We start from the raw sequence: 23,186 nt of genomic DNA on the forward strand, positions 1-23,186 counted from the left end.
GACCCGGATCGCGACCTGCTGTCGACGCGCGCCGGCGCCCTCGTCCGCCAGGCTGTAACTCGGATTCGAACCCGTCCGCGCGGCACCTGCGCGGCCCGGCGCCGGAGCGGAGGTTCAACTGGCATGTCGATCCTGGACGCGGTACTCGGGTTCGCCGCGGTCGCATTCGCGGTGACGACGGTCGCCACCGCACCCGTCGCGCGACGCGTCGCGCCCGTCGCGCTGCCCGTGCTGCTTGCCGGGTGTGTGGCGCAATTGCTGCTCGAGGGGTTCTATTGGCAGTTCGCGCCGACGTATCTGTTGCTCGGTGCGGCCGCCGGACTCGTTGTCTGGCAGGCGAAATGGCGGGCCGGCGGCTGGACGACGGTGGCCAGGGTGGTCGTCGCGCTGCTGCTGGCCCCGGCCGCGCTGGCCTGGGCGATGGTCCCGGTTCCCGATCTGCCCCGGCCCACCGGGGCCTATGCCGTCGGTACCGAGGTCCTTCGGCTGGTCGATCCGAACCGGCCGGAGCCGGCCACGGACGCACCGGACGATCACCGCAATGTCGTTGTGCAGGCCTGGTATCCGGCCGAACCGGGGGCGCACGGAAAGCGCTCGACCTACATCGACGGCGCCGATCGACTGCCGGATCGGGTCACCGTGCTGCCGAGTTTCCTGATGCGTGGATATCACCGGATCGACACGCACGCCCTGCTCGACGTGCCGGTCAACCCCGACCGGTCGCGCTGGCCGGTGGTGCTGTTCTCCCCCGGATACGGTGCGCCGCGCGCCTTTTACACCGGACTGATCGCGGACCTGGCCAGTCGCGGATTCGTCGTGCTCGCCGTCGACCACCCGTACGAGGCCGCGGTCACCGAGCTCGCCGACGGCACCATCGCGACGACGCGGGAGCATTTCCTCGACGACGACCCGGACCAATCCCGCTACATGAGTGGACTACTCGACGTGCGCACCGCCGATCTGCGCTTCGTGGTCGATCAGCTCGACCGGCCGGACATCCTGGGAGCCAGGCTTTCCGGCCGCCTCGACACCGAACATGTCGCCGCGATCGGGCATTCGTTCGGCGGCGCGGCCGCGACGGCGGCAGTCGCGAGCGACGGGCGAATCAAGGCGGCGGCGAATATCGACGGCACGCTGTACGGCACCCTGCCGCAGCAATCGTTGCCGAAGCCGTTTCTCCTGCTGGAAAGCGATCATGCGGAAACCGGCCACGGCACAGCGTATTTGGACGGCAATCGCGCCCTGCTCGAGCGCTTGCGGGCCGGCGGCTTCCGCTACGAGATCGCCGAGGCCAACCACTACAGCTTCACCGACGCTCCGCGATTCCTCGCCGATCCGGCCAGGTTGCTGACGGCCGAACTGATGGGCGGCTCGCGGGGGCCGCGCGAAACACAGCGGGCCACCAACGACATACTGACCGCGTTCCTGCGGGAGCCGCTCGGTGGTGGCCGCGGCGATGTCGAGGCCGCCGCGGCGCGTTACCGGGACATCCACGGCGGACCGGTGCGCTAGATCGCTCGCGACGGCCGGTGCCGCAAGCAGCAGACCAGGCGCCCGGTCAGACCGCGACCGGCTCCAGTCGCCATCCGGCAGCGCGGGAGCGTTCGTTCCAGAAGTCGGCGTACCGCCCACCCGCGGCCAGAAGCTCTGCGTGCGTGCCCCGTTCGACGATCCGGCCGCCGTCGAGGAACAGGATCTGGTCGGCGTGCGCGATGGTCGCCAGGCGATGCGCGACCACGATGACCGTCTTGTCCTTGGTGAGCTGGTGGATGCCGCGCACCACCACCGCCTCGCTGTGCGGATCGAGCGCGCTGGTTGCCTCGTCCAGCAGCACGATCGGCGCGCGCTTGAGCAGCGCGCGGGCGATCGAAACCCGTTGCCGCTCACCGCCGGAGAGCGCGACCCCACCCTCGCCGACCGCGGCATCGAGCCCCTCGGGCAGGCGCTCCACGATCTCGTCCACCCTGGCCGCCTCGGCCGCCTGCCAGATTTCCGCGTCGGTGGCCGCGGGCTTGCCGATCCGGATGTTGTCCGCCACCGAGCGATTGAACAGGTAGACATTCTGAAAGACCAGCGACAGCTGATCCAGCAGCGTCTCCGACGGCTGGTCCCGCACGTCGTGCTCGCCGACGAGTACGCGGCCCGCGTCCACGTCGTAGAAGCGCGCGGCGAGCCGGAGCAGCGTGGTCTTGCCCGCGCCGCTCGGCCCGACGATCGCGGTGGTGGTGCCTGCGGGCACGGTGAACGTCAGGTCGGCGAGCACGGGCTCATCCGGCCGGTAGCCGAAGCTCACGTTGTCGAACTCGACTGCCGGAATCCCCGGCGAGACAGCGGTTTTCGCCTCGGGCAGCACCGGCTCGGCGAGCAGTCCGCCGACCCGGTCGACCGCGCCCGCGGCCGCACGCAGTCCGTTGGCGAGCTGTGCGGCCTGATTCAACGGCTCGATGAACCGCGAGCTGACCGCGATCAGCGCCACCGCGGCCGCGGCCGAGACCGCGCCGTCGGTGAACCTGCCGACCACGACGTAGGCCAGCACCAGGAACACCGCCTGCACGAACAGCGCGAACACGATCAGGCCGGGCACCGCGGTGAACACCATCCGGGTGATCGCCGAACGCTGCCGGTGCAGTGCGGAATCGAGGGCACGGTTGCCCGCGCCGACCGCGCCGAACGCCCGCAGCACCGGCTGTGCCTGCGCGAACTCGACCACGCGCGCGTCGGCCTCGGACGCCGCGGCGTGCACCCGCTCGTCGGATCTGGTGTAGGCCCGGTTGGCCAGGCTGTTCACCACGACCAGCACCGGCGCCGCGAGCAGCATGGCCACCGAGATCCGCCAGTCGATGAACAGCATGCCCACCGCGACACCGAGCGGAACGATCACGCTGTTGAGCACCTTGGCGAGCAGATACGCGACGGTGCCCTGGATTTCGCGCACATTCTCCACGGCGATCCTGGACAGCTTTCCGGCACTGGCGGTTTCGAACCAGCCGAGCGGCAGCGCGTTGAGCTGATCACCGATCCGGGCTTGCAGCCGCAGCTGCATGCCGACCGCGATGCGCAGGCCGAGCACCGCCTGCAGATAACCGAAGATCGCGACGCTCGCGACCGCGGCGATCATCAGCAACGCCCAGAACCAGGCCCGGCCGAGATCGCGATCGAACAGCGCCTCCAGCACCGGGACCAGCAGCAGATAGGCCACCGCCTGGCTCAACGCCTGCGCGGTGATCGCGGCGAACAGTTTCGGGGTCAGCGGGGCGAACTCGTCGGGGACGAGCCCGAGAACCTTGCGAATCATCGCGCCGCCTCCTTGTCGATGAGGGAGACCGCGCCGAGCGCCGCCTCGTTGATTTCCCAGAGCCGCTGGTAGGTGCCACCGGCGGCACGCAGGCTCAGATGGTCGCCCTGCTCGACGATGGTTCCGTTCTCCAGCACCAGGATTCGGTCCACGCCGGTGATGGTGTGCAGCCGGTGCGCGATCACCAGCACGGTGCGCCCGGCGACGAGCACGGCGAGCGCGTCCTGCACGGCGGCCTCGGACTCCGGGTCCGCGAACGCGGTCGCCTCGTCCAGCACCAGCACGGGACTGTCCGCGAGCAACGCGCGCGCGATCGAAAGCCGTTGCGCCTCACCGCCGGAGAGGCTGGCGTCGACGCCGATCTCGGAGTCGTAGCCGCGCGGCAGCGCCATGATCCGGTCGTGGATCTGCGCGGCCCGCGCCGCCCGTTCCACGGCCTCGTCCTCGGCGTTCCGATCGGCCAGGCGCAGGTTCTCCCTGATCGTGCCGCGGATCAGCCGTACGTCCTGGAAGACGAAGCCGACCGTGCGATACAGCTCTTCGGTGGAGTAGTCGCGAATATCGCGCCCGCCGATGGTGATTCGGCCGGAGTCGACATCGTAGAAGCGCGGAACCAGCTTGCCGAGCGTCGATTTGCCCGAGCCGCTCGGCCCGACCAGCGCGGTGAGGGTGCCCGGCCGCAGTTCTAGATCGATATCGTGCAACACCTGATGGTCGGAGCGGTAGCCGAAGCCGACCGACTCGAACCGGACCACACCTTGTTCCTCCGCGACCGGCGAAGCGCCTGTCCCGGTGGCCAATTCGGGCGTCTGCTGCAACTCGTGCAGCCGCACCGCCGCGGCGCCCGCCGCCCGCAGCGCCTGTCCGCCGTAGCCGAGGCCGAGCAGCGAGCTGCCCAGTCCGAGACCGACCAGCAGGAACGGCAGCACGTCGAGCGGCGCGAACCAATCGAGCCCGACCCCCGCCAGTCCGGCGAGCACGACCAGCAGCATCACGAATACCGGGGCGACCACGATGTCGGAGGCGGACTGCAGCCGGATCATCGGCGTCTTCCACCGATCCAGGCTGCGCGCCTGCCCGTCCACCGCGTCCTGGAACACGCTGTGCGCCTTGCCCGCCTGGCCGAACGCGCGCACCACCTGAATGCCGTCGACGAACTCGATGGTCGCCTCCTGCGTCCGGTGTTCCCACCGGTTGTAGACGGCCAGCCGATCCCGGCTGTCCTGATCCATCATCTTGCTGAGCGAGATCGCGTACGCCAGTAGCGGAATCAACAGCACCAGGGTGAGCCGCCAGTCCACGGTCACCAGGTAGCCGAGGGTGACCACCGGCACGATCAGCGCGCCGACGAACTCCAGCCGCGCGTGCGCGACCAGATAGTGCAGCGCCTCGACATCGTCCTGCAGGTACTTCTTCACCTCACTGGAGGTGCGCTCGCCGAACCAGCCGAGCGGCACCCTGGTCAGCTTGGCCGCGAGCGCGCGCCGGACGGTGAGCTGATAGCCGGCGTCCACCAGGTGCGACCAGGTGAGCGCGACCGCCTGCAGCAGCCCGCGGATCAGCAGCACCAGCATCGCCGCCCAGACCAGGCGCCAGACTCGATCGGTGTCGACCTGGTCGGCGAGCAGCTCCCGGCAGGCCTCGACGATCAGCACGAACGGCACGACGGTGCACACCGAGGCCACCGCCATGATCAGGCTCGCCCCCGTGAGGGCGTGCCGGACCGGCGCGAGGATCTCCTTGCGGGCCAGCTTTTCCTGCTGCTTCCGCGCCTTGACCACCGCCTTGGGCGGCCGGTTCCCCGCCTCCGCCGCCGGAAGCGGCGCGACCTCCACCGTCATGTGTTGCTGCCTCTCGCCATCGTTGGGCCTCCCCCGACCGGACTCATCGTCACACAAGATCGGACGAGAATGTAGGTTAGCCTAAGTTATCTGCGCCGCGGGTGGGGCGCCACCGACTCCCGATCGGGCACGCACGCCACGGACCGAAGTGCGATTTCCGGCACAGACCTTCGTACGCCCGGCCCGCAATTCAGAAATACTCGCATTTATCGCCGAATTGATGTGTCGCGCACTGGACTTGTTCCGGACATCTGCGAAAACACCGCAATACCCATGGCTTTCAGCCGCCCATCGCGCCGGGGAATGCTCCATGAACGAACGGCCGACCAGCTCCGATAGCGCACATACATCGCTAGCTTCTTGTGCACACGGAAGCACTGCCTACGGAGTCGTGAATATGTTTGTTACACAAGTCATTTCCACAATGTCGCGCTGTTCGACCGACCCCGGCGAGCTGACGCCGGATCAGGCCCACCGCGCTATGCAGGTCCATTTGAATTGCAGCGTCGACGTGTGCCGGGTGCGCCGGCGTGCGCGCCGGACGCTCGTCGAGGCGCGGCGGATGGTGCTCGACGAGCGGGCGACGCCCTAGGCGGAATCCTCCGGGTTGTCATGGTGTTGTCCCCCACATGACCACTACGGCATCCGACCGCTCCGCCGCACCCGTCGTCGACCCGAGCACCGCCTTCGGCGCCAAGGTCGTCGCCCGGCTCGAACGGGAGCCGGTGATCTGGCTGACCACGGTCGGCGCCACCGGGACACCGCAACCCAACCCGGTGTGGTTCCAGTGGCGCGACGACGAGTTCTTGCTGTTCAGCAAGCCCGGCCAGGCCAAGCTGCGCAACCTCGCCCGCAACCCACGCGTGTCGCTGAACTTCAACAGCACCGAGTGGGGCGGCGACGTGGTCGTGTTCACCGGCACCGCCCGGATCGATGACGTCGCGCCGACCCCGGACGAAATCGAGACGTACGCAACGAAATACGCCGACGGCCTGCGCGACATCAAACTGACCGCGGAGCAGTTCTTCGCGGAATACTCGGCGATCGTCCGAATCCGACCGGATCGCCTGCGCGGTTTCTGAGGCCGCGCGCACCGGCCCGCGCGGCCGGTGAAATGGCCGACGACTAGGGTCGATGCCGATGAGAAGGCGGCAGCAACCGCCGTTGCCCAAGCGGCACGGCCTGGACCCGGCCCGGCTCCGGCTGCCGGAGGACGGGGACTGGGCGACGATTCGCGACCATCTGGTCGAGCGACTACCCCGGGTTGCTCCGAGCCGCATCGATGAACTGCTGCGCGAGGGCGGAATCGTCGATCTCGACGGCCCGATCCCGCCGGACGCACCGTATGTGCCCGGCGGCGCGGTGTGGTTCCACCGGGATCTGCCGATCGAGACGCCGGTGCCGTTCGACATCACCATCGTCCATCGCGACGCGGACCTGCTGGTCGTGGACAAGCCGCACTTCCTCGCCACCATCCCGCGCGGCCAGCACATCGTGCAGACGGCGCTGGTCCGGTTGCGCCGGGAACTGGACCTGCCGGACCTGATTCCGGCACATCGGCTGGATCGGGTGACGGCGGGGCTGGTGCTGTTCATCATCAACCCCGCGCGGCGTGGGGCGTATCAGACGATGTTCCACAAGCGCACGGTACGTAAGGAATACGAGGCGATCGCGCCGGTCGATCCCGGGCTGACCCTGCCGCGGGTCGTGCGCAGTCGCATCATCAAGGAGAAGCACGTGCTCGCGGCACAAGAGGTCGAGGGCGAGCCGAATGCCGAGACCTCGATCGAACTGCTGGAGCAGCGCGACGGGCTCGGGCGCTACCGACTGCGGCCGTTGACCGGGCGCACCCATCAGCTGCGGCTGCACATGAACGGCCTCGGCGTCCCGATTCTCGGCGACGACTTCTATCCGGTGATCACCGACAAGCCGGTCGACGATTTCACCCGTCCGCTGCAACTGCTGGCCGCGTCGCTGGAGTTCACCGATCCGATCAGCCACGAACCGCGGCGCTTCGACACCACCCGCACGTTGCAGGCCTGGACAGATCCGGTGGGGTGGGCCGGCTGACGCACTGGAGGTCAGCCGGCCCATGCGCCCGCCGCGGGGCTCAGGCCACGCCGGGCGCGGCTCATGGAACTGAAACAGGTTCCAGTCAGAGTAGCCGGTGCGCCGCGCCGCCACATCGAGACCCGCATATCCGGCGAATTCGGGTAGGCCGACCGCACCTGACCACTCGAGCGGCGGCCCGGGCACCCATCCGTACACTGGGCGGGATGCTCGCACAGGACCTCGAGGAAGCGGCTCCGCCCCGCCACACATTGCACGCGTACGCCGATGTGGCCGTGGTTGTCGTCGTTCTCGCGGGGACCAACCTGATCGCGCATTTCACCACCGCCTGGGCCAGCATCGTCACCGTGCCGGTGGCCGCCGTGGCGCTGCTGGCGCTGATGCGCAGGCGCGGACTGCACTGGCACGAACTCGGCCTCTCGCCCCGGCAGTGGCGGCGCGGGACGGTCTACGCGCTCGGCGCGGTCGGGATCGTGCTCGCCGCGGTCGCCATCGGTGCGATGCTGCCGATCACCCGGCCGTTCTTCCTGGCCGATCGCTACGCCACCATCTCCGGCGCGCTGATCGCGTCGATGATCGTGATTCCGTTGCAGACGGTGATTCCCGAGGAGCTGGCGTTTCGCGGGGTGCTGCACGGCACGCTCGATCGGGTTTATGGCGCGCGCGGGGTCTTCGCCGCCGGATCATTGCTTTTCGGTTTGTGGCATATCGCCTCGTCGCTCGGATTGACCAGCAGTAATCGCGGACTTTCCGGGTTTGTCGGCGGCGGAGTCGCGGGGCAGATCGTCGGCATTCTGCTTGCCGTTGTCGCCACCGCCGGGGCAGGCGTCGTTTTCACCTGGTTGCGTCGGCGCAGCGGCAGCCTGCTCGCGCCGATCGCCCTGCATTGGTCCGTGAACGGCGCGGGCGCGCTCGCCGCCGCCATCGTTTGGCATACGACACTCAGCTGACTCCGCCGCAGGCGCCGAAAACATGCGCGGCGCAGCGGAATTCCCGGGGTAATCCGCGCGAATTCGGAACCGACACCGACGGCGTGTTGGCTAAATCGGCGTGTCCCACGATCACGAGAGATATTCGCACTGGTTTTCGAGCGTCGGCATTGACCTCGGCCGGTGGCCGGTTTAGCCTCAGTGCGATCACACATACGTTCGAGCAAGTAGGTCTGCTGACGATCTGCTCCGGGAAGGCTCGCGATGCGCGACGAACAATCCACCGGTAGTTCCGAGATCGCCGCGTTGGCGCAGCGGGTCGAGACGGCCCGCGGAAAATTGCCGCTGCAGCACGACGCCGCGCTGTTCGAGGTGTTGTCCGAGCGCGAGATCAGGGCGGAACGCGAACTGGCCGAGTGGGTTCGGGCGCAACGGCGGATGCAGCGGCGCCGGGCGGTCGAGGAAGAGCTGGCCGCCGAGAAGCGAGACCGGCGCAGCGCGACCGCGATTCGCCGGGCCGACGAGGCGGACGCGCGGTGGCATCGGCGGGCGCTGGCGGCGCGCCGGCGGGTATCCAGCGAGGACGCGCGGCTGGCCCAGCTGTATCGGCGGGCCGAATGGTCCTCGCGGGCCCTGATCGCCGTCGTGGTGCTCGGCATGGTGTGGGCCGGGGTGAACGTGCAGCACAACCTGGTGCCCAGCGGGGACATGACCGACCCGCTGTACTGGTTGAGCTACGGAATCGAGGCGATGATCTCGATCCCGATCATCACCATCATGGTCGCCGCGACCACCGCCGCCCGCTGGGGGCGCGAGCTCGCCCGGGGCAAGGTGGTGTTCTTCGAGACCGCGTTGCTCGGCACCACCATCGCGCTGAACGCCGGGCCGCACCTGACCTCGGGATCGTTCGGGCGGGCCGCGGAGTACGCGATCGCGCCGGTGATGGTCGGGGTCGTGATCTGGTTGCACGCGTGGGTTTCCGCGCGATACGCGCTGCTCATCGACGGCGCTCCGGTGGTGGACCGGGACGCGACGGTGATTCGGCACCGGGTCAGCGATCGGGATTCGCCGACTGAGCTCACGGTCGACGCGCCGGATGATCGGCGCTGGTCGCTCAGCGGAGTGGATCCGTATGCGGCGACCGCGGCTACTCGGCTGGCCGAGGCGAGTCCGGTGGAGAATGTCGATGAGCCGACGGAACATCGGCGGGACGATCATCCGGAACCGATCGTCGCGGCGACCAATGGGCATGCGGTGCGGTCGTTCTCGGCCGACCCGGTCCACTCGGCCGATGCACCCGATGGCGATGCGCCTCGGCCATCGACCAACGGCCAGGTCACGGTGCCGTTCTCGGCGATCAACGGCCATCCACTGCCGGTCGAGCTGCACGACCCGCGTTCCGCCGCACCGGTCCACAACGGCCGGTCGACCAACGGCTCTGCGGTCCAGCCCGATTCGTCCAGGCACCAGGACGCCGCAACCGAATCGAACACCATCGAGTCGTCTGCGCGGACAAACGGCAACACCTCGCCGTCCAACGGCCATGCGTTCGCGAACGGCCACCCGATCACCAACGGCCGCGCGGTGGCGAATGGCCACCCGGTTACGCACGACGACTCGGTCACGCACGATCATCCAGTCACGAACGACGACGAAGTGACGAATCGCCGTCCGATGACGAACGGCGATTCGGTCACCGACACCGCCCGGCCCGCACGAAATGGCAAGCCGGTCAACGGGATCAACCGCACCACCCCACCCACCGGCGATGCCACACCATCCAACGGCCACCCGGTCGACGGCGGCCGCGGCGCACAGACCAACAACGGTCACGCCGCCGTCAACGGCCACGCCATGCAGCTATTTCCGGTGCACGAAGTGCCGCCCGCGCGCACCGATCCCGACACCGGTACCCCGGCTCCCGAAACCACCACCGACGCCCACCGTGGCGACGAGCCAGAAGAGCCTCATCCTGGTGACTCCATACGTAAGGCCTCAGCAGCCATCGCCGACACTGTCGCACAGGCGATCTCGGGCGAAACCGTCTCCCGTCCCGCAGCGAACCGCCGGAAGACGGCCACTCCCGACGCCGAGATCGAACAACTCGCTTTCGAGGCGACTCCGGAACCGTCCCGCCCCGCCGCGCGCACCGAGCCGGCCAGTCCCACCGCGCGCACCGAGCCGGTAGTCGTCGCCCGGGTCCGCGCCGAGCCGCCGGTGGAACCGGATTTCCTGGACGACGAGGACGACATCGACGAGGACGACGAAATCACCGCTCTCGCACACGAGATCGCGCGACGCGGCATGTCGAACCTGTCCATCGAGCAGCTCACCCAGATCTTCCGCCTCGCCGACGAATCCTGGCTGACGCCGGGCATCGCCAACGAGGTCGGCGTCTCCCGCGCCGCCGTGGCCCGTGCGGTCGAGGCGGGAATCAAGGTCCGCCGCCCCTACGCGATCAGCGGCTGACGACTGCGCTCCACCCGGCACGCGAAAAGGGCTGTCTTCCGGAATGACCGGAGGACAGCCCTTTTCGTTTTACTTACCGTCGTTGACCGGTGTCGGACCAACTCCCACTGGGCACGGTCAGTGCCCCATCACCTCGTACGGTGTCGTGCACCTCGGGCGAGCCGCCGGACTTCTCGTCCCCATGCCCCGGCCACCACGCGCGGTGTCCGAGGAGCGCGGTCAGCGCCGGGGTGAAGAACATCGCCATCACGAAGGCCGCGATCGCGATGCCGACCGAGATGGCGAATCCCATCTGCGAGAGCACGTTGTTGCCCGCCAACATCATCGACGCGAAGGTGCCGGCCAGGATCAGGCCCGCCGCGGCCACCGTCGGTCCGGTATGCCGCAGGGCAAGCGCCGCAGCCTGTTTCGGGTCGTGCCCCTCCCGGGCCTCCTCCCGCAACCGCGCCACCATCAGGATGTTGTAGTCCGTGCCGAGCGCCACCACGAACAGGTACATGATCACCGGCAGCGTGAAGATCAGCCCGGTCTCGCCCTGCAGGTGCTGGAACACCAGCACCGAAGCGCCGAGCGTGGCGGCGAACCCGAGGAACACCGACGCCATCAGGTACCACGGCGCGACCAGGCTGCGCAGCAGCAGGCCGAGCACGATCATGATCAGGATGGCCGCCACCGGGAACACGATGGCGTAGTCGTGGTTCATCGCGTCCTGGAAGTCGACGAACACCGCCGTGATGCCGCCGACCGCCGCGGTCGTCCCGGCCGGCACCGCGGCGTGCGCGGCGTCGCGCAGCGGACCGCGCACCGTCTCGATCGCGGCGTCCGATTCGGGTGCGGAGGTCAGCGTCACCTGGAAATTGGCGGTCGCCTTGTCCGCGGAAAGCAGCGGCTCGGCCACCTGGCCGACGCCGGGCACCGCGGTCAGCGCCGCCCGGTAGGCGGTGAGCTGGTCGCTGGTCAGCGCGCCTTCGGTCGTGCGAAGCAACACGTCCGACGGCTGGGTCGCACCGGCGGGCATGCCCTTGAGCAGTTCCTTGTTGTAGACCACCGATTCGGACGCGTTCGAGGTCGAGCCAGAACTCAGATCGAAGGTCGGATTGAACCCGACGGCAATGACGCCGAGCGCGACCAGCACGCCACCGGAGACCAGGGCGAACACCGCGGGCCGCCGCCCGAGCGCCGCGCCGATCGCGCCGAACCGTGCGCCCTTCGGCTCCGCCCGCCACGCCTTCGACGGCCAGAACACCTTGGTGCCCAACAGCGAGACCACGGCGGGGATCAGGGTCAGCCCGGCCAGCAGCGCCACCGCGACGGCGATCGCCAGCGCCGGACCGAGCGCCCGGAACATGCCGAGGGTGGACAGGGTCAGCGCCATGAAGGCGATGATCACCGCGGCCGCCGCGGAGGTGATGGCCTCGCCGACCCGGGTGACGGCGCTGACCATGGCGGTCTTCGGATCCTCCCCCGCCCGCAACCGTTCCCGGTAGCGGAACATCAGGAACAGGATGTAGTCGGTGCCGACGCCGAACAGCACCACCAGCAGGATGGCATTGACCGAACTGTCGATCTTGAGGTCGAAAGCCTTGGCCACCATGGCGATCAGTCCGGTGACCACGCTGGAGACCGCACCGATGGTGACGATCGGCAGCAAGGCGATCACCGGGCTGCGGAAGATGATCAGCAGCAGCACCAGAATCAGAATGATGGTCGCGGCGCCGATGATGGCCATGCCCTTGTTGCTCGACTCCACCTGATCCAGCAGCTGTGCCGCCTGACCGGTGATGCCCGCCTTCAAGTCGGTGTCACGCACCTGGTCCTGCAACGAGCCGCGCAGCGCCTTGACCGCGTCGCTCTGGGTCGTGTCGCTCGCGCTGGTCGCCTTGGTCAGCTGCACCGCGATGACCTGGATCAGCCGGTTCTCCGACGGGGGAATCGCCTGTAGGCCGAGTACATCCTTGATCTTCGCGTCGGTGAGCTTCGCGCCGATCGACGCGACCGCGGCCGTGTCGCCGTCGCTGAGCTGCGCCCCGTCGGAACGGGCGAAGACGATGAGCGCCGAGGGCGCCGCGCTCTGCGGGAACGCCTTCTGCTGCATATCGAGTGCCTGGATCGACTCGTAATGCGAAGGCAGGAAATCGGATTGGTCGGTGGTCGAGGTGAGCTGCGGTGCCGCCGCGACCACGCCGACGATGATGAGCAGCCAGAGGCCGATCACCTTCCACGGATGGTGCACGACCAACTGCCCGAGACGAGCAAACATGGGGGACAAGTCCTTTCGGTATCCGAGCCGCGGCTCAGATGTCGAGATCCTCGATGGGCGGGTGTTCGGTGACCTCGACGAGCGTGCGGTAGATCTTCAGCGGCACCCGGTCGCGCAGCTCCTCCACCGAATCCAGCACCTGCAGCGTGGAATCGCCCCAGCTCTGGTCATCGAGGTCGAAACCGTTGCGCCAGTCCTTCTTCAGGTCCTTGACCCAGTCGGTCATCACCGAGAAGTCGGTCCAGTCCGTGCTCTGCTTGTGCACCGCGTACTTGCCCTTGCGGGTCAGGTAGACCCGGACCTGCTCCACCCCCACCCTGGTGAATTGCGTCGACTCCCCCAGCAGGCGGCCGGTGAACCGCTGCGCCCGCGCGCCCCCCGGCCCGATCTTCACCACGACCTCGCCGAACTGGTCGGGATCCCCCTTCTCGAAACGCACGACCTCATCCACCGCGTGCTGCGTGTCCATGATGACTCCATTCATAAGTTAGTGCGCATGTGCGCATAGACCCGGCAGCCGACGAACCCCTCGTGCGTTCCCGTCGACCCCCGCAGATCTGCCGTTCATCCCGTTGTGCCGATCCGCCCGCGTAGGGCGTCCCGCCTTGGCCAACTATATGTAGATGTATACGTATAGCGCAAGACCCTGTCGGGACTTGATTCCACAGGGCCGTACGGAAGGCTGATTGAGCAGGGCGGATGAGGCGCAGACCGCTAGAAGCGTTCGACATCGGCCGGTGCAGCGGTGAACGAACCGGCGGGCGCCGGGAACGGAACCGGCGGGGACGCAGGAGAACTCAGGCGCCGACTTGGCCGGCCGCCGCCGGCTCCCGGTGCATCGCCGGGCGGCGGCGTCCGCGCAGCATGAGCAGCAGCGGGATGCCCAGACCGATGACCAAACCGAGGGACGCGGCCGCGCCGAAGCCGGCGGGGAAGCCGCCCGCGTCGATGGCGATGCCGGCCAGTGAGCTGCCGATGCCGTTGCCGAGGGTGAGGGCGGCGCTGTGCCAGCCGATGGCTTCGCCACGGCCACCCTCGGGGACGATCCGGCTCATCTGATCGATGGAGGCGGTAATGGTTGGGGCGCAGAAGAATCCGGCGACCAGGCCGGTGATGGCGAGCGAGATCGGGCCGACGGCGAACGCCATCGGGAGGGTGACCGCGCCCAGGCCGGCGAGCAGCAGGTAGGTCGAGATGGAGCGGTGCAGCGCGCCGTAGATGAGGCCGCCGACGACCGAGCCGAAGCCCCAGACGGCCAGGACCACGCCGAGCCACTGCTGCGCCCCGAACTCGCGGATCGCGGAGACGAAGGTCAGTTCGGAGCCCGCGAGCACCGCGATGGCCGCGCTCGCGCCGACGCACAGGGCGACGAATTCGAGGCGGAACCAGCTGCGGCGCGGGACGGCGACCGAACTCGCTCGATCGGCGTCCGCGGCGGAGCGCAGGGGTGGATTGCGGACCCAGAGCAGAATGCCCGCGAGCACCAGCGTCATTTGAACGAAGAACAACACCATCGTGGTCGACCAGATGCCCGCCGCGGCCACGCCGACGATCGGCCCGACCATGAACGCACACTCGACGGACACCGCCTCCAGCGCGAGCGCGGGCTGGCGGTTCTGCTCGGTGGTCGCGGCGATGACCGCCTGGCGGACCACGGTGAAGATCGGGACGTCGAACAGGCCCGCGATGGCGGCCAGGATGAGCAGCGGCACATAGTCGACGAACGGCGCGATCGACCAGCAGACCGCGCCGATCAGGATGGACGGCGCGATGGTGCGGCGCAGTCCGAATCGGTCGAGCAGCCGCCCACGCCACGGTCCGCTCAGCGCGATACACACCGTGACGATCGTGCTGAGCGCACCGGCCTGCACATACGACCCGTGCAGGGTCTGGACGACATGCAGCGCGAGCAGCACGGCCCCGGCAAAGAACGGGATGCGCACCAGGGCCCCGAGCAGCAGTACATTCCGCACCGCCGCACTCGACAAAACCACTCGATAGGACCGCACCAACCGAGCTTGTCACGCCCCGCCGACAACCCGCCAGCGATTTATCCCATGAATTCACCCGGCCCGGGGAAACCCCTGCTCGTCACTCAACGCGCAAGCGGTAGTTCAGCTTTCGGCCACGCGCGGGCGGGCGCTCAGCTGGTCAGCCCGGCGCGGTCGAGCAGGTAGTCGATCATGGGTTCGTAGTACTCGGGGAAGACGCCGTCGTCCAGCGGCACGGTGACCGCGATCTTGCCCTCGGCGTGGCCGGCGAACAGGGCCGGGTCGTTGCAGTCGGCGAATCCGACGGTGTCGATGCCGGCTTCACCCGCGGTTCCGGCCCAGCCGTGGTCGGCCATGACGAGGTCGGGCCAGGGCTGCGGCTCCGGGCTGTCGCGCAGTTCTTGCAGCATGGCCTGCATCGGGTTCGGGTCGTGGGTGTGCTGCAACCGGCCGCCGGTGCTGAGTGCGGCAACGCCCGAGGTGTACACGATTTCGCGGACCCGCGAACCATTGGCGGTGATGACCTGGTACGACCAGCCGGCCGCCGGGGTCAGTATCGTGCAGCCCGCGGCGTGCAAGGCATCTTCGACGGCTCGGTAAACACCCATGAGCGGCCCCGGATGACCGGTCGCCAGCAACACCGTCTCCTGGTCCCGCGCGGCCTGCCCGATTCTGGCGCCCATCTCGTCAAGCGCCGCGATGGTCAGGTCGACGCCGATGGTGTCGGCTCCCTGCCGGTGCCGCGGATCGGGATTGACGCCGCACAACCGCGCCATCATGTCCAGCGTCTCGTCGAACGTCCAATCCTTCAGCGTCAGCCCGAACTGATACCCGGGATCCTTCGCGACCATCCGCCGGTAGTGCGCCAGGTTCCCCTCGCGTGGCGTCGCGACATCCCCCGCTATCCGAGTCTGTAACAGATGCTTCCGCAACAGCGCCCGATCATATGGCTGCACCAACAATCCCACCTCCGCATCGGCCGACCGCCACCGAGCCAGATGCACGGACGCAGTCCTCGATCGCCGTCAACACGACACTACAAGCCCGGATGGACGAGCCGCGGGCGTCCGACTGGTTCGCCGCCGGAAACGACGAAGGCCCGCCTCCCGAACGGGAAGCGGGCCTTCGGCATTCAGACCGGAAAGGCTACTTGGCCTTCTCCAGCACCTCGACCAGACGCCAGCGCTTGGTCGCCGACAGCGGTCGGGTCTCCATCAGCTGGACGCGGTCGCCGATGCCGGCGATCTCGTTCTCGTCATGCGCCTTCACCTTGGAGGTGGTGCGAATGATCTTGCCGTAGAGCGGGTGCCGGTTACGGTCTTCCAGCTCGACGACGATCGTCTTGTTCATCTTGTCCGAGACGACGTAGCCGGTACGAACCTTGCGGCTGTTGCGCTCTTCGACTTTCTGTTCGGTCATGCCGCATCTCCCTTGTCAGCGGGTCCGGAGGCCAGACCGAGCTCGCGCTCGCGCATGACCGTGTAGATGCGCGCGATCTCGTGACGAACCACGCGCAGCCGACGGTTGTTGTCCAGCTGACCCGTCGCCATCTGGAAGCGCAGGTTGAACAGCTCTTCCTTGGAGTCGCGCAGCTTCTGCACCAACTCTTCTTCGGTGAGCTCGCGGAGCTCTGCGGCCGGTGTTTCGGTAGCCATCAGAACTGCTCCTCCCTGGTCACGATCCTGCACTTCATCGGGAGCTTGTGCATCGCGCGGCGCAGGGCCTCGCGAGCGATCTCCTCATTGGGGTAACTCATCTCGAACATCACGCGGCCGGGCTTGACGTTCGCGATCCACCACTCCGGCGAACCCTTACCGGAACCCATGCGGGTCTCGGCGGGCTTCTTGGTGAGCGGGCGATCCGGGTAGATGTTGATCCAGATCTTGCCGCCACGCTTGATGTGGCGGGTCATCGCGATACGTGCCGACTCGATCTGCCGGTTGGTCACGTAAGCCGGCTCCAGCGCCTGGATCCCGAACTCGCCGAACGCCACCGAGGTGCCGCCCTTGGCCATGCCGGAACGACCGGGGTGGTGCTGCTTGCGGTGCTTGACCTTACGAGGCATCAGCATTGCGTCAGCCCTCCTGTGTCTCTGCCGGAGCGTCCACCACCGCGGTGGCGGCGCGTCCGGCCTCGGTGCTGGTCGCCGTGGTACCGGCGGAGCCGGACCGACGCGGGCGAGACGGACGCTCGCGGCGCGGACGATCACGATCGCCGGCCGGCGCGCTGGCGGCGGCGAGCTCACGCTTGCCACCGACGATGTCGCCCTTGTAGATCCAAACCTTCACGCCGATGCGACCGAAGGTGGTCTTGGCCTCGTAGAGGCCGTAGTCGATGTCGGCACGCAGCGTGTGCAGCGGAACCCGACCCTCGCGGTAGAACTCCGAGCGCGACATTTCGGCGCCACCGAGGCGGCCCGAGCACTGCACGCGGATGCCCTTGACGTTCGGCGAACGCATGGCCGACTGGATGGCCTTACGCATCGCACGACGGAACGCCACACGGTTCGACAGCTGCTCGGCCACGGCCTGAGCAACCAGCTGCGCATCCGACTCGGGGTTCTTGACCTCGAGGATGTTCAGCTGCACCTGCTTCTTGGTGAGCTTCTCCAGCTCGGCCCGGATGCGATCGGCCTCGGCGCCACGGCGACCGATGACGATGCCCGGACGAGCGGTGTGGATGTCGACCCGGACGCGATCCCGCGTCCGCTCGATCTCCACCTTGGAGATGCCCGCCCGCTCCATGCCGGTGGCGAGGAGCTTACGGATGGCGACATCTTCCTTCACGTAGTCCGCGTACTGCTTGTCCGCGTACCAACGCGACTTCCAGTCGGTGGTGATACCGAGGCGGAAGCCATGGGGATTGATTTTCTGTCCCATTTACTTTGCCCCTCCCTTCCGGCGGTTGCGAGTTGCTCCACCGGCGGTGGGGATGCTCTCGACCTCGATGGTGATGTGGCTGGTGCGCTTGCGAATGCGGAACGCACGACCCTGGGCGCGCGGCTGGAACCGCTTCATGGTCGCACCCTCGTCGACGTAGGCCGTCGAGATGACCAGGGTGGCCGGGTTCAGGCCGAGGTTGTTCTCGGCGTTCGCCGCGGCGCTGGCCACGACCTTGGCCACTGGCTCGCTCGCGGCCTGCGGCGCGAACTTCAGGATCGCCAGGGCATCTTCGACTCGCTTGCCGCGGACCAGGTCCACGACACGGCGAGCCTTCATCGGGGTCACGCGAACGTGCTTGGCCGTCGCGCGTGCAGTCGGATTCTGAGTGTCAGTCGTCATCGCCGCTTGCTCTTCCGGTCGTCCTTGATGTGGCTCTTGAACGTCCTGGTCGGCGCGAACTCACCGAGCTTGTGCCCGACCATGTTGTCCGAGACGAACACCGGCACGTGCTTGCGACCGTCGTGGACGGCGAAGGTGTGACCGATGAAATCGGGGATGATGGTCGAACGACGCGACCAGGTCTTGATGACCTGCTTCGTGCCCTTCTCGTTCTGCACGTCCACCTTCGCGAGGAGGTGGTCGTCGACGAACGGGCCTTTCTTGAGGCTGCGTGGCATTTCTTACCTCCTCCTTCAGCGCTTGTTCTTGCCGGACTTGCGGCGGCGGACGATGAGCTTGTCGCTCGGACGGTTGGGCTTGCGGGTACGGCCTTCCGGCTGTCCCCACGGCGAGACCGGGTGGCGACCACCGGAGGTCTTACCCTCACCACCACCGTGCGGGTGGTCGACCGGGTTCATCACGACACCACGGACGGTGGGGCGGCGGCCCTTCCAGCGCATACGGCCGGCCTTGCCCCAGTTGATGTTCGACTGCTCGGCGTTGCCGACCTCGCCGACGGTGGCGCGGCAGCGCACGTCGACGCGGCGGATTTCGCCGGAGGGCATACGCAGCGTGGCGTAGGTGCCTTCCTTACCGAGCAGCTGGATGCTGGATCCGGCCGAACGGGCCATCTTCGCGCCGCCGCCCGGACGCAGCTCCACCGCGTGGATGGTGGTACCGGTCGGGATGTTGCGCAGCGGCAGGTTGTTGCCCGGCTTGATGTCGGCCGTGGGGCCGGACTCGATCGGGGTGCCCTGCACGACGCCCTTGGGCGCGATGATGTAGCGCTTCTCGCCGTCCACGAAGTGCAGCAGCGCGATGTTCGCCGTGCGGTTCGGGTCGTACTCGATATGCGCGACCTTGGCCGGGATGCCGTCCTTGTCCAGTCGACGGAAGTCGATCAGACGGTAGGCCCGCTTGTGGCCGCCACCGCGGTGCCGAGTGGTGATGCGACCATGCGCATTACGACCACCCTTGCTGTGCAGCGGACGGATCAGCGACTTCTCGGGGGTCGACCGAGTGATCTCAGCGAAGTCCGAAACGGACGACCCGCGGCGACCGGGGGTTGTCGGCTTGTACTTACGAATTGCCATGAGTTCTTCTCTTCTTTCTGGAGTCCCAGGCGCTTACGCGACCGGGCCTCCGAAGATCTCGATGGGCTTGCTGTCGGCCGAGATGGTCACGAGCGCGCGCTTGGTGTTCTTGCGCTTGCCGTAACCGAAGCGGGTCCGCTTGCGCTTGCCCTGACGGTTGGCGGTGTTGACGCTGGTAACCGTGACACCGAAGACCTTCTCGACGGCAATCTTGATCTGCGTCTTGTTGGAATCCGGGTGCACGATGAAGGTGTAGGTGCCTTCCTCGATGAGTCCGTAGGACTTCTCCGAGATGACCGGCGCCAGCAGGATGTCGCGGGGGTCGGCGATGGTGGTCACTTGCTCTCCTCCTGTGCCGCCTCGGCGGGGCCGTGCACGAAGGCGTTGAGTGCCTCCACGCTGAATACGACCTCGTCGCTTTCCAGCACGTCATAGGTGTTGAGCTGGTCCGGCGCGATCGGGTGCACGAACTCGAGGTTCTGCACGCTCTTCCAGGCCGCGATGTCCTCACGTCCGAGGACGAGCAGGAACTTCTTGCGGTCCGACAGCTCCGCGAGGAAGCTCTTGGCCGTCTTGGTCGACGGGTCCTGCCCGGCGACCAGTTCGGTGATCACGTGGATGCGCTCGTTGCGCGCCCGGTCCGAAAGTGCTCCACGCAGTGCGGCGCGGATCATCTTCTTGGGGGTGCGCTGGCTGTAGTCGCGCGGCTGCGGGCCGTGCACGACGCCACCACCGGTGAACTGCGGCGCGCGGGTCGAGCCCTGACGGGCGCGGCCGGTGCCCTTCTGCCGGTACGGCTTCTTGCCACCACCGCGGACTTCACCGCGGGTCTTGGTGGAGTGCGTGCCCTGGCGGGCCGCGGCCAGCTGCGCGATGACCACCTGGTGCATCAGCGAGATGTTCGCGGTCACGTCGAAGATCTCCGCGGGGAGTTCGACGGTGCCATTGGTCTTGCCGCCCAGTTCCTTGACCGGCAGGGTCAGGTTGGCCTTCTTTTCCAGGCTGGTCATGCGTGCGCACCACCCTTCACTGCGCTCTTGACGATCACGACGTTGCCGCGACGACCCGGGATCGCTCCCTTGATCAGCAGCAGGCCGTTTTCGGCGTCGACCTTGTGAACCGAGAGGTTCTGCGTGGTGACGCGGTCGTTACCCATACGACCCGACATGCGCATGCCCTTGAACACGCGGCCGGGGGTGGCGCAGCCACCGATGGAGCCGGGGCGACGGTGCACAGCCTGCGCACCGTGCGAAGCGCCCTGACCGGCGAAGCCGTGACGCTTCATGGTGCCGGCGAAGCCCTTGCCCTTGCTGGTACCCGTCACGTCGACGTAGGTGCCCTCTTCGAAGACGTCGGCGTTGATCTCCTGGCCGACCTCGAAGGTGGACGCGTCGGCGACGCGGATCTCGGCAACGTGCCGGCGCGGGGTGACCCCGGCCTTGGCGAACTGGCCGGAGACCGGCTTGTTCACCTTGCGCGGGTCGATGGCGCCGAAAGCGACCTGGACGGCGCTGTAGCCGTCGCGCTCCACGGTGCGGATCTGGGTGATTACGTTCGGTCCGGCCTTGATGACGGTCACGGGAACGACGCGATTCTTCTCGTCGAACACCTGGGTCATCCCGAGCTTGGTGCCAAGGATGCCCGCCGCGGGCCTGTTCTTGTTGTCAGTCATATCTCCAGTCCCCGTCACTGAATGTTGACGTCGACGCTGGCCGGCAGGTCGATGCGCATCAGCGCGTCGACCGTCTTCGGCGTCGGGTCGAGGATGTCGATAAGCCGCTTGTGCGTACGCATCTCGAAGTGCTCGCGCGAGTCCTTGTACTTGTGCGGCGAACGGATGACGCAGTACACGTTCTTCTCGGTCGGCAACGGCACCGGCCCGACGACACGGGCCCCAGTGCGGGTCACCGTCTCAACGATCTTGCGCGCTGACGCGTCGATCGCCTCGTGGTCGTAGGCCTTGAGCCTGATGCGGATCTTCTGTCCCGCCACGCTAAGTGTCCTTTTCTCCGCTTATACCTTCGTGATCCGGAAGCTGGCTTCCGTACCACCCTCAATTTGCACAGCCCGAACACACGAAGACGTCTCACGTGAGACCGCGACCAAGCACGCGTGCCTGATCCTCGCCGCTGTTCATCTGTCATGGTTCTCCGGTCCACGCGGTCGGGCGTGTCGCCCATCCGCTCATTCCTCGGCCCCGGATCGACTTCATCTCAGGCCTGGAACCGTGTTCCCGGACGTACCCACACCGGATGAACCAGTGAGGTACACGATTGGTAGTTCTCGCCTCGCCTAGCCATCCCGTTCGAAAACAGGCACGGCCCGGTGCAAGGCAACCCGAACAGTATGCCCGACGCGGTCGGCTACTTCAAATCCGGCCCCCGCGAGCCGCTCCGCCCAGGTCACAGGCATGACAACGGAGACAGCAAAGGCGGCGGGCGACGATCCCGAAGGGTCGTCACGGCCGCCGCCGCTGGTCAGATCGGGCCGGATCCCAGCCCGGACGGTCGGGTCAGCGCAGATCCTGAATGATCACGTACTTCGAGCCGTCGAAGACGGCCGGATCGACCACCGCGAGCGACAGGGTGCCGCCGCGGGTGTTCGCCGCCTCGCCCGCGACGCCGGCGAATTCGAGATTGTCGCTGTACCGGATGCCGTCGACCTCGACACCACCCTGATACACCGACTTCTCGTCGAGGTAGAACAGGCCGTCGGTGGTCAGCGGGGCGTTGAGCAGCCCGGCGAGCGGGCTGCGCGCCAGCGCGACCGTCTCGTTGTGGTCGAGGTCGACGCCGAGGTAGATGCCGTGCTCGGGCGCGATGACCGGAGTGAAGGCCGCGGCCTCACCCGCGCCGGCCGAGGCCGCGATGGCGGCGCCGCCGAGGGCGATGCCGAATGCCGCGACGACAGAACGAATACCCATGTCCAAGATCTCCCAGTTCCCCTGTGCACCAACGGAAATGGCGTCGGCCCCCAGCCGCGTCAGCGATCGACGCAACCAAGAAATATAGCAAGTTGAACCGCCGACCAGGTAGCCCTTATCGCACCGCGCCAGTGAATTGGGGCACACTGGACCGACCGAACTTACTCAGCAGTAAGATGAGCGCATGACGAAAGAGACTGCCACCCTCCGCAGCTGGAAGAAGCTGCCGGACAACCGGCTCGGTCACACGCTGTTCTCGCTGGGCATGGTGGCGCGGGTGCCGTACTTCGGCACGGTGCTGCCGAGCGTCGTGCGGCTCGAGCCCGGCCTGTGCGAGGTGACCTCGCCGAAGTGGTTCGGCATCCACAACCACCTCGGCACCTATCACGCCATCGCGGCGTGCAACCTGGCCGAGGTGGCCATGGGCATGCTGAGCGAGGCGACCGTGCCGAGCACCCACCGCTGGATCCCGAAGGCGATGAACGTGCAGTACCTGGCCAAGGCCGAGACCAGCCTGCGGGCCGTCGCGAAGCTGACCGAGATCCCGGACTTCAGCACGATCACCGAGGGACAGAACCTGATCGTGCCGGTCTCGGTCTACGACAAGCACGGGCTCGAGGTCGTGCACGCGGACATCACCACCTGGGTCACCCCGAAGTAGTCCCCCGGCCGCGCCCGCCTAGCAGGGCAGGGCGCGGTTGTCGTCGGCCAGCGCGCTGAGCACCACCGCGGCCGCGCGCGTGTCACCGAGCAGGCCACTGTGATTCGCGATATCGGTCGGGCAGCCGTCCTGCAGCCAGACGTTGCGGTTGGCACCGGTGGGCGCGGCGAGCAACGCGGTCTCCTGCGGGGTGATGATTTCGTCGGCGCGGGAGGCGAGCGCCGTGTACCGGACACCAGGCACGGTCTCGCCTCCCGCGTTCAGCCGGTTCAGCAGCGGTGACCCAACCACCTGCTGCTGTCCCGGAGTTCCGAAGACCTGGGCCGCGATCTG

At 67.6% G+C, this 23,186-nt stretch carries 25 protein-coding genes and 1 pseudogene; 7 read left to right on the forward strand and 19 right to left on the reverse strand.

Translation table 11 applies throughout. The features are described 5' to 3' along the window. Positions 1-123: 123 nt before the first annotated feature. A complete protein-coding gene (locus ACFQ9K_RS35320) occupies positions 124-1,512 on the forward strand; it encodes an alpha/beta hydrolase family protein (RefSeq protein ID WP_378713406.1) in 1,389 nt (462 codons plus the stop codon). Positions 1,513-1,558: 46 nt separating this feature from the next. Here ACFQ9K_RS35320 and ACFQ9K_RS35325 read toward each other — a convergent pair whose 3' ends face one another. Together ACFQ9K_RS35325 and ACFQ9K_RS35330 are read right to left on the reverse strand one after the other, a co-directional pair. After that, complete coding sequence (locus tag ACFQ9K_RS35325) at positions 1,559-3,295, reverse strand: ABC transporter ATP-binding protein (RefSeq protein ID WP_378713408.1); 1,737 nt, start codon at positions 3,293-3,295, stop codon at positions 1,559-1,561. Beyond that, the gene (locus ACFQ9K_RS35330) at positions 3,292-5,136 is read right to left on the reverse strand and encodes an ABC transporter ATP-binding protein (RefSeq protein WP_378713409.1); all 1,845 of its coding nucleotides are present in this window, start codon (positions 5,134-5,136) and stop codon (positions 3,292-3,294) included. The genes ACFQ9K_RS35325 and ACFQ9K_RS35330 overlap by 4 nt, the downstream gene beginning before the upstream one ends. Before the next feature lie 424 nt (positions 5,137-5,560). On the opposite strand from ACFQ9K_RS35330, the gene ACFQ9K_RS35335 reads away from it, so the two are divergent. The 5 genes from ACFQ9K_RS35335 (at position 5,561) to ACFQ9K_RS35355 (ending at position 10,604) form a co-directional block, all read left to right on the forward strand. Beyond that, positions 5,561-5,728: a hypothetical protein gene (locus ACFQ9K_RS35335; RefSeq protein ID WP_378713411.1), complete on the forward strand. Its 168-nt coding sequence runs from the start codon at positions 5,561-5,563 to the stop codon at positions 5,726-5,728. Between the two features lie 37 nt (positions 5,729-5,765). Then, entirely contained in the window at positions 5,766-6,218 is a 453-nt protein-coding gene (locus ACFQ9K_RS35340) for a TIGR03667 family PPOX class F420-dependent oxidoreductase (RefSeq protein WP_378713412.1), read from the forward strand. Positions 6,219-6,276: 58 nt separating this feature from the next. Beyond that, the gene (locus ACFQ9K_RS35345; protein WP_378713413.1) at positions 6,277-7,206 is read left to right on the forward strand and encodes an RluA family pseudouridine synthase; all 930 of its coding nucleotides are present in this window, start codon (positions 6,277-6,279) and stop codon (positions 7,204-7,206) included. A 206-nt stretch (positions 7,207-7,412) separates the two neighbouring features. Further along, positions 7,413-8,156: a CPBP family intramembrane glutamic endopeptidase gene (locus ACFQ9K_RS35350; protein WP_378713414.1), complete on the forward strand. Its 744-nt coding sequence runs from the start codon at positions 7,413-7,415 to the stop codon at positions 8,154-8,156. A 243-nt stretch (positions 8,157-8,399) separates the two neighbouring features. Next, positions 8,400-10,604: a hypothetical protein gene (locus ACFQ9K_RS35355; protein WP_378713415.1), complete on the forward strand. Its 2,205-nt coding sequence runs from the start codon at positions 8,400-8,402 to the stop codon at positions 10,602-10,604. Between the two features lie 73 nt (positions 10,605-10,677). On the opposite strand, the gene ACFQ9K_RS35360 is transcribed toward ACFQ9K_RS35355, so the two are convergent. From ACFQ9K_RS35360 to ACFQ9K_RS35435, 16 genes are all read right to left on the reverse strand, one after another. Beyond that, positions 10,678-12,864, reverse strand: coding sequence for an MMPL family transporter (locus ACFQ9K_RS35360; protein WP_378713416.1), 2,187 nt, complete (start codon positions 12,862-12,864; stop codon positions 10,678-10,680). A 34-nt stretch (positions 12,865-12,898) separates the two neighbouring features. Continuing rightward, complete coding sequence (locus ACFQ9K_RS35365) at positions 12,899-13,333, reverse strand: EXLDI protein (RefSeq protein ID WP_378713417.1); 435 nt, start codon at positions 13,331-13,333, stop codon at positions 12,899-12,901. A gap of 328 nt (positions 13,334-13,661) precedes the next feature. Continuing rightward, complete coding sequence (locus tag ACFQ9K_RS35370) at positions 13,662-14,837, reverse strand: MFS transporter (RefSeq protein WP_378713418.1); 1,176 nt, start codon at positions 14,835-14,837, stop codon at positions 13,662-13,664. Between the two features lie 170 nt (positions 14,838-15,007). Further along, a complete protein-coding gene (locus ACFQ9K_RS35375; RefSeq protein ID WP_378713419.1) occupies positions 15,008-15,787 on the reverse strand; it encodes a phosphatase in 780 nt (259 codons plus the stop codon). Positions 15,788-16,001: 214 nt separating this feature from the next. Further along, entirely contained in the window at positions 16,002-16,274 is a 273-nt protein-coding gene (gene rpsQ / locus ACFQ9K_RS35380; protein ID WP_378726694.1) for a 30S ribosomal protein S17, read from the reverse strand. After that, positions 16,271-16,510, reverse strand: a complete 240-nt coding sequence (gene rpmC / locus ACFQ9K_RS35385; RefSeq protein ID WP_039822417.1) for a 50S ribosomal protein L29 — start codon at positions 16,508-16,510, stop codon at positions 16,271-16,273. The genes rpsQ and rpmC overlap by 4 nt, the downstream gene beginning before the upstream one ends. Next, a complete protein-coding gene (rplP, locus tag ACFQ9K_RS35390) occupies positions 16,510-16,926 on the reverse strand; it encodes a 50S ribosomal protein L16 (RefSeq protein ID WP_025347180.1) in 417 nt (138 codons plus the stop codon). Before rplP ends, rpmC begins: the two co-directional genes overlap by 1 nt. Before the next feature lie 4 nt (positions 16,927-16,930). Further along, positions 16,931-17,734 carry a 30S ribosomal protein S3 gene (rpsC, locus tag ACFQ9K_RS35395; RefSeq protein WP_040731339.1) on the reverse strand — a complete coding sequence of 268 codons (804 nt, stop codon included), beginning with the start codon at positions 17,732-17,734 and terminating at the stop codon, positions 16,931-16,933. Then, positions 17,735-18,136, reverse strand: coding sequence for a 50S ribosomal protein L22 (gene rplV, locus ACFQ9K_RS35400; protein WP_107654115.1), 402 nt, complete (start codon positions 18,134-18,136; stop codon positions 17,735-17,737). Further along, a complete protein-coding gene (gene rpsS, locus ACFQ9K_RS35405; RefSeq protein WP_107654114.1) occupies positions 18,133-18,414 on the reverse strand; it encodes a 30S ribosomal protein S19 in 282 nt (93 codons plus the stop codon). Before rpsS ends, rplV begins: the two co-directional genes overlap by 4 nt. Positions 18,415-18,429: 15 nt before the next feature. After that, positions 18,430-19,269: a 50S ribosomal protein L2 gene (gene rplB, locus ACFQ9K_RS35410; RefSeq protein WP_040731337.1), complete on the reverse strand. Its 840-nt coding sequence runs from the start codon at positions 19,267-19,269 to the stop codon at positions 18,430-18,432. Between the two features lie 33 nt (positions 19,270-19,302). Continuing rightward, a complete protein-coding gene (gene rplW / locus ACFQ9K_RS35415; protein ID WP_040731336.1) occupies positions 19,303-19,608 on the reverse strand; it encodes a 50S ribosomal protein L23 in 306 nt (101 codons plus the stop codon). Continuing rightward, complete coding sequence (gene rplD, locus ACFQ9K_RS35420; RefSeq protein WP_378726689.1) at positions 19,605-20,279, reverse strand: 50S ribosomal protein L4; 675 nt, start codon at positions 20,277-20,279, stop codon at positions 19,605-19,607. The genes rplW and rplD overlap by 4 nt, the downstream gene beginning before the upstream one ends. Further along, entirely contained in the window at positions 20,276-20,941 is a 666-nt protein-coding gene (gene rplC / locus ACFQ9K_RS35425) for a 50S ribosomal protein L3 (RefSeq protein WP_040731331.1), read from the reverse strand. Before rplC ends, rplD begins: the two co-directional genes overlap by 4 nt. Positions 20,942-20,955: 14 nt before the next feature. Beyond that, complete coding sequence (gene rpsJ / locus ACFQ9K_RS35430; protein WP_003938093.1) at positions 20,956-21,261, reverse strand: 30S ribosomal protein S10; 306 nt, start codon at positions 21,259-21,261, stop codon at positions 20,956-20,958. 520 nt (positions 21,262-21,781) lie between these two features. After that, entirely contained in the window at positions 21,782-22,192 is a 411-nt protein-coding gene (locus ACFQ9K_RS35435; protein WP_378727264.1) for a hypothetical protein, read from the reverse strand. Between the two features lie 184 nt (positions 22,193-22,376). Here ACFQ9K_RS35435 and ACFQ9K_RS35440 point away from each other — a divergent pair, with 184 nt between their 5' ends. Continuing rightward, on the forward strand, positions 22,377-22,853 hold the full coding sequence (locus tag ACFQ9K_RS35440; RefSeq protein ID WP_378727262.1) for a hotdog fold domain-containing protein: 477 nt from the start codon (positions 22,377-22,379) through the stop codon (positions 22,851-22,853). A gap of 18 nt (positions 22,854-22,871) precedes the next feature. Here ACFQ9K_RS35440 and ACFQ9K_RS35445 read toward each other — a convergent pair. Further along, positions 22,872-23,186, reverse strand: a pseudogene (locus tag ACFQ9K_RS35445) (triacylglycerol lipase); the annotation flags it as partial.

Origin of the sequence: Nocardia sp. NPDC056564 (genome assembly GCF_042793755.1) — a bacterium.
In the GTDB taxonomy this organism is placed as follows: Bacteria; Actinomycetota; Actinomycetes; order Mycobacteriales; family Mycobacteriaceae; genus Nocardia.

Coding starts and splice junctions, on each gene's coding strand:
- ACFQ9K_RS35320 (WP_378713406.1), top strand. CDS start 124: ATGTCGATCCTGGACGCGGTACTCGGGTTCGCCGCGGTCGCATTCGCG.
- ACFQ9K_RS35325 (WP_378713408.1), bottom strand. CDS start 3,295: ATGATTCGCAAGGTTCTCGGGCTCGTCCCCGACGAGTTCGCCCCGCTG.
- ACFQ9K_RS35330 (WP_378713409.1), bottom strand. CDS start 5,136: ATGACGGTGGAGGTCGCGCCGCTTCCGGCGGCGGAGGCGGGGAACCGG.
- ACFQ9K_RS35335 (WP_378713411.1), top strand. CDS start 5,561: ATGTCGCGCTGTTCGACCGACCCCGGCGAGCTGACGCCGGATCAGGCC.
- ACFQ9K_RS35340 (WP_378713412.1), top strand. CDS start 5,766: ATGACCACTACGGCATCCGACCGCTCCGCCGCACCCGTCGTCGACCCG.
- ACFQ9K_RS35345 (WP_378713413.1), top strand. CDS start 6,277: ATGAGAAGGCGGCAGCAACCGCCGTTGCCCAAGCGGCACGGCCTGGAC.
- ACFQ9K_RS35350 (WP_378713414.1), top strand. CDS start 7,413: ATGCTCGCACAGGACCTCGAGGAAGCGGCTCCGCCCCGCCACACATTG.
- ACFQ9K_RS35355 (WP_378713415.1), top strand. CDS start 8,400: ATGCGCGACGAACAATCCACCGGTAGTTCCGAGATCGCCGCGTTGGCG.
- ACFQ9K_RS35360 (WP_378713416.1), bottom strand. CDS start 12,864: ATGTTTGCTCGTCTCGGGCAGTTGGTCGTGCACCATCCGTGGAAGGTG.
- ACFQ9K_RS35365 (WP_378713417.1), bottom strand. CDS start 13,333: ATGGACACGCAGCACGCGGTGGATGAGGTCGTGCGTTTCGAGAAGGGG.
- rpsQ (WP_378726694.1), bottom strand. CDS start 16,274: ATGACCGAACAGAAAGTCGAAGAGCGCAACAGCCGCAAGGTTCGTACC.
- rpmC (WP_039822417.1), bottom strand. CDS start 16,510: ATGGCTACCGAAACACCGGCCGCAGAGCTCCGCGAGCTCACCGAAGAA.
- rplP (WP_025347180.1), bottom strand. CDS start 16,926: ATGCTGATGCCTCGTAAGGTCAAGCACCGCAAGCAGCACCACCCCGGT.
- rpsC (WP_040731339.1), bottom strand. CDS start 17,734: ATGGGACAGAAAATCAATCCCCATGGCTTCCGCCTCGGTATCACCACC.
- rplV (WP_107654115.1), bottom strand. CDS start 18,136: ATGACGACTGACACTCAGAATCCGACTGCACGCGCGACGGCCAAGCAC.
- rpsS (WP_107654114.1), bottom strand. CDS start 18,414: ATGCCACGCAGCCTCAAGAAAGGCCCGTTCGTCGACGACCACCTCCTC.
- rplB (WP_040731337.1), bottom strand. CDS start 19,269: ATGGCAATTCGTAAGTACAAGCCGACAACCCCCGGTCGCCGCGGGTCG.
- rplD (WP_378726689.1), bottom strand. CDS start 20,279: ATGACCAGCCTGGAAAAGAAGGCCAACCTGACCCTGCCGGTCAAGGAA.
- rplC (WP_040731331.1), bottom strand. CDS start 20,941: ATGACTGACAACAAGAACAGGCCCGCGGCGGGCATCCTTGGCACCAAG.
- ACFQ9K_RS35435 (WP_378727264.1), bottom strand. CDS start 22,192: ATGGGTATTCGTTCTGTCGTCGCGGCATTCGGCATCGCCCTCGGCGGC.
- ACFQ9K_RS35440 (WP_378727262.1), top strand. CDS start 22,377: ATGACGAAAGAGACTGCCACCCTCCGCAGCTGGAAGAAGCTGCCGGAC.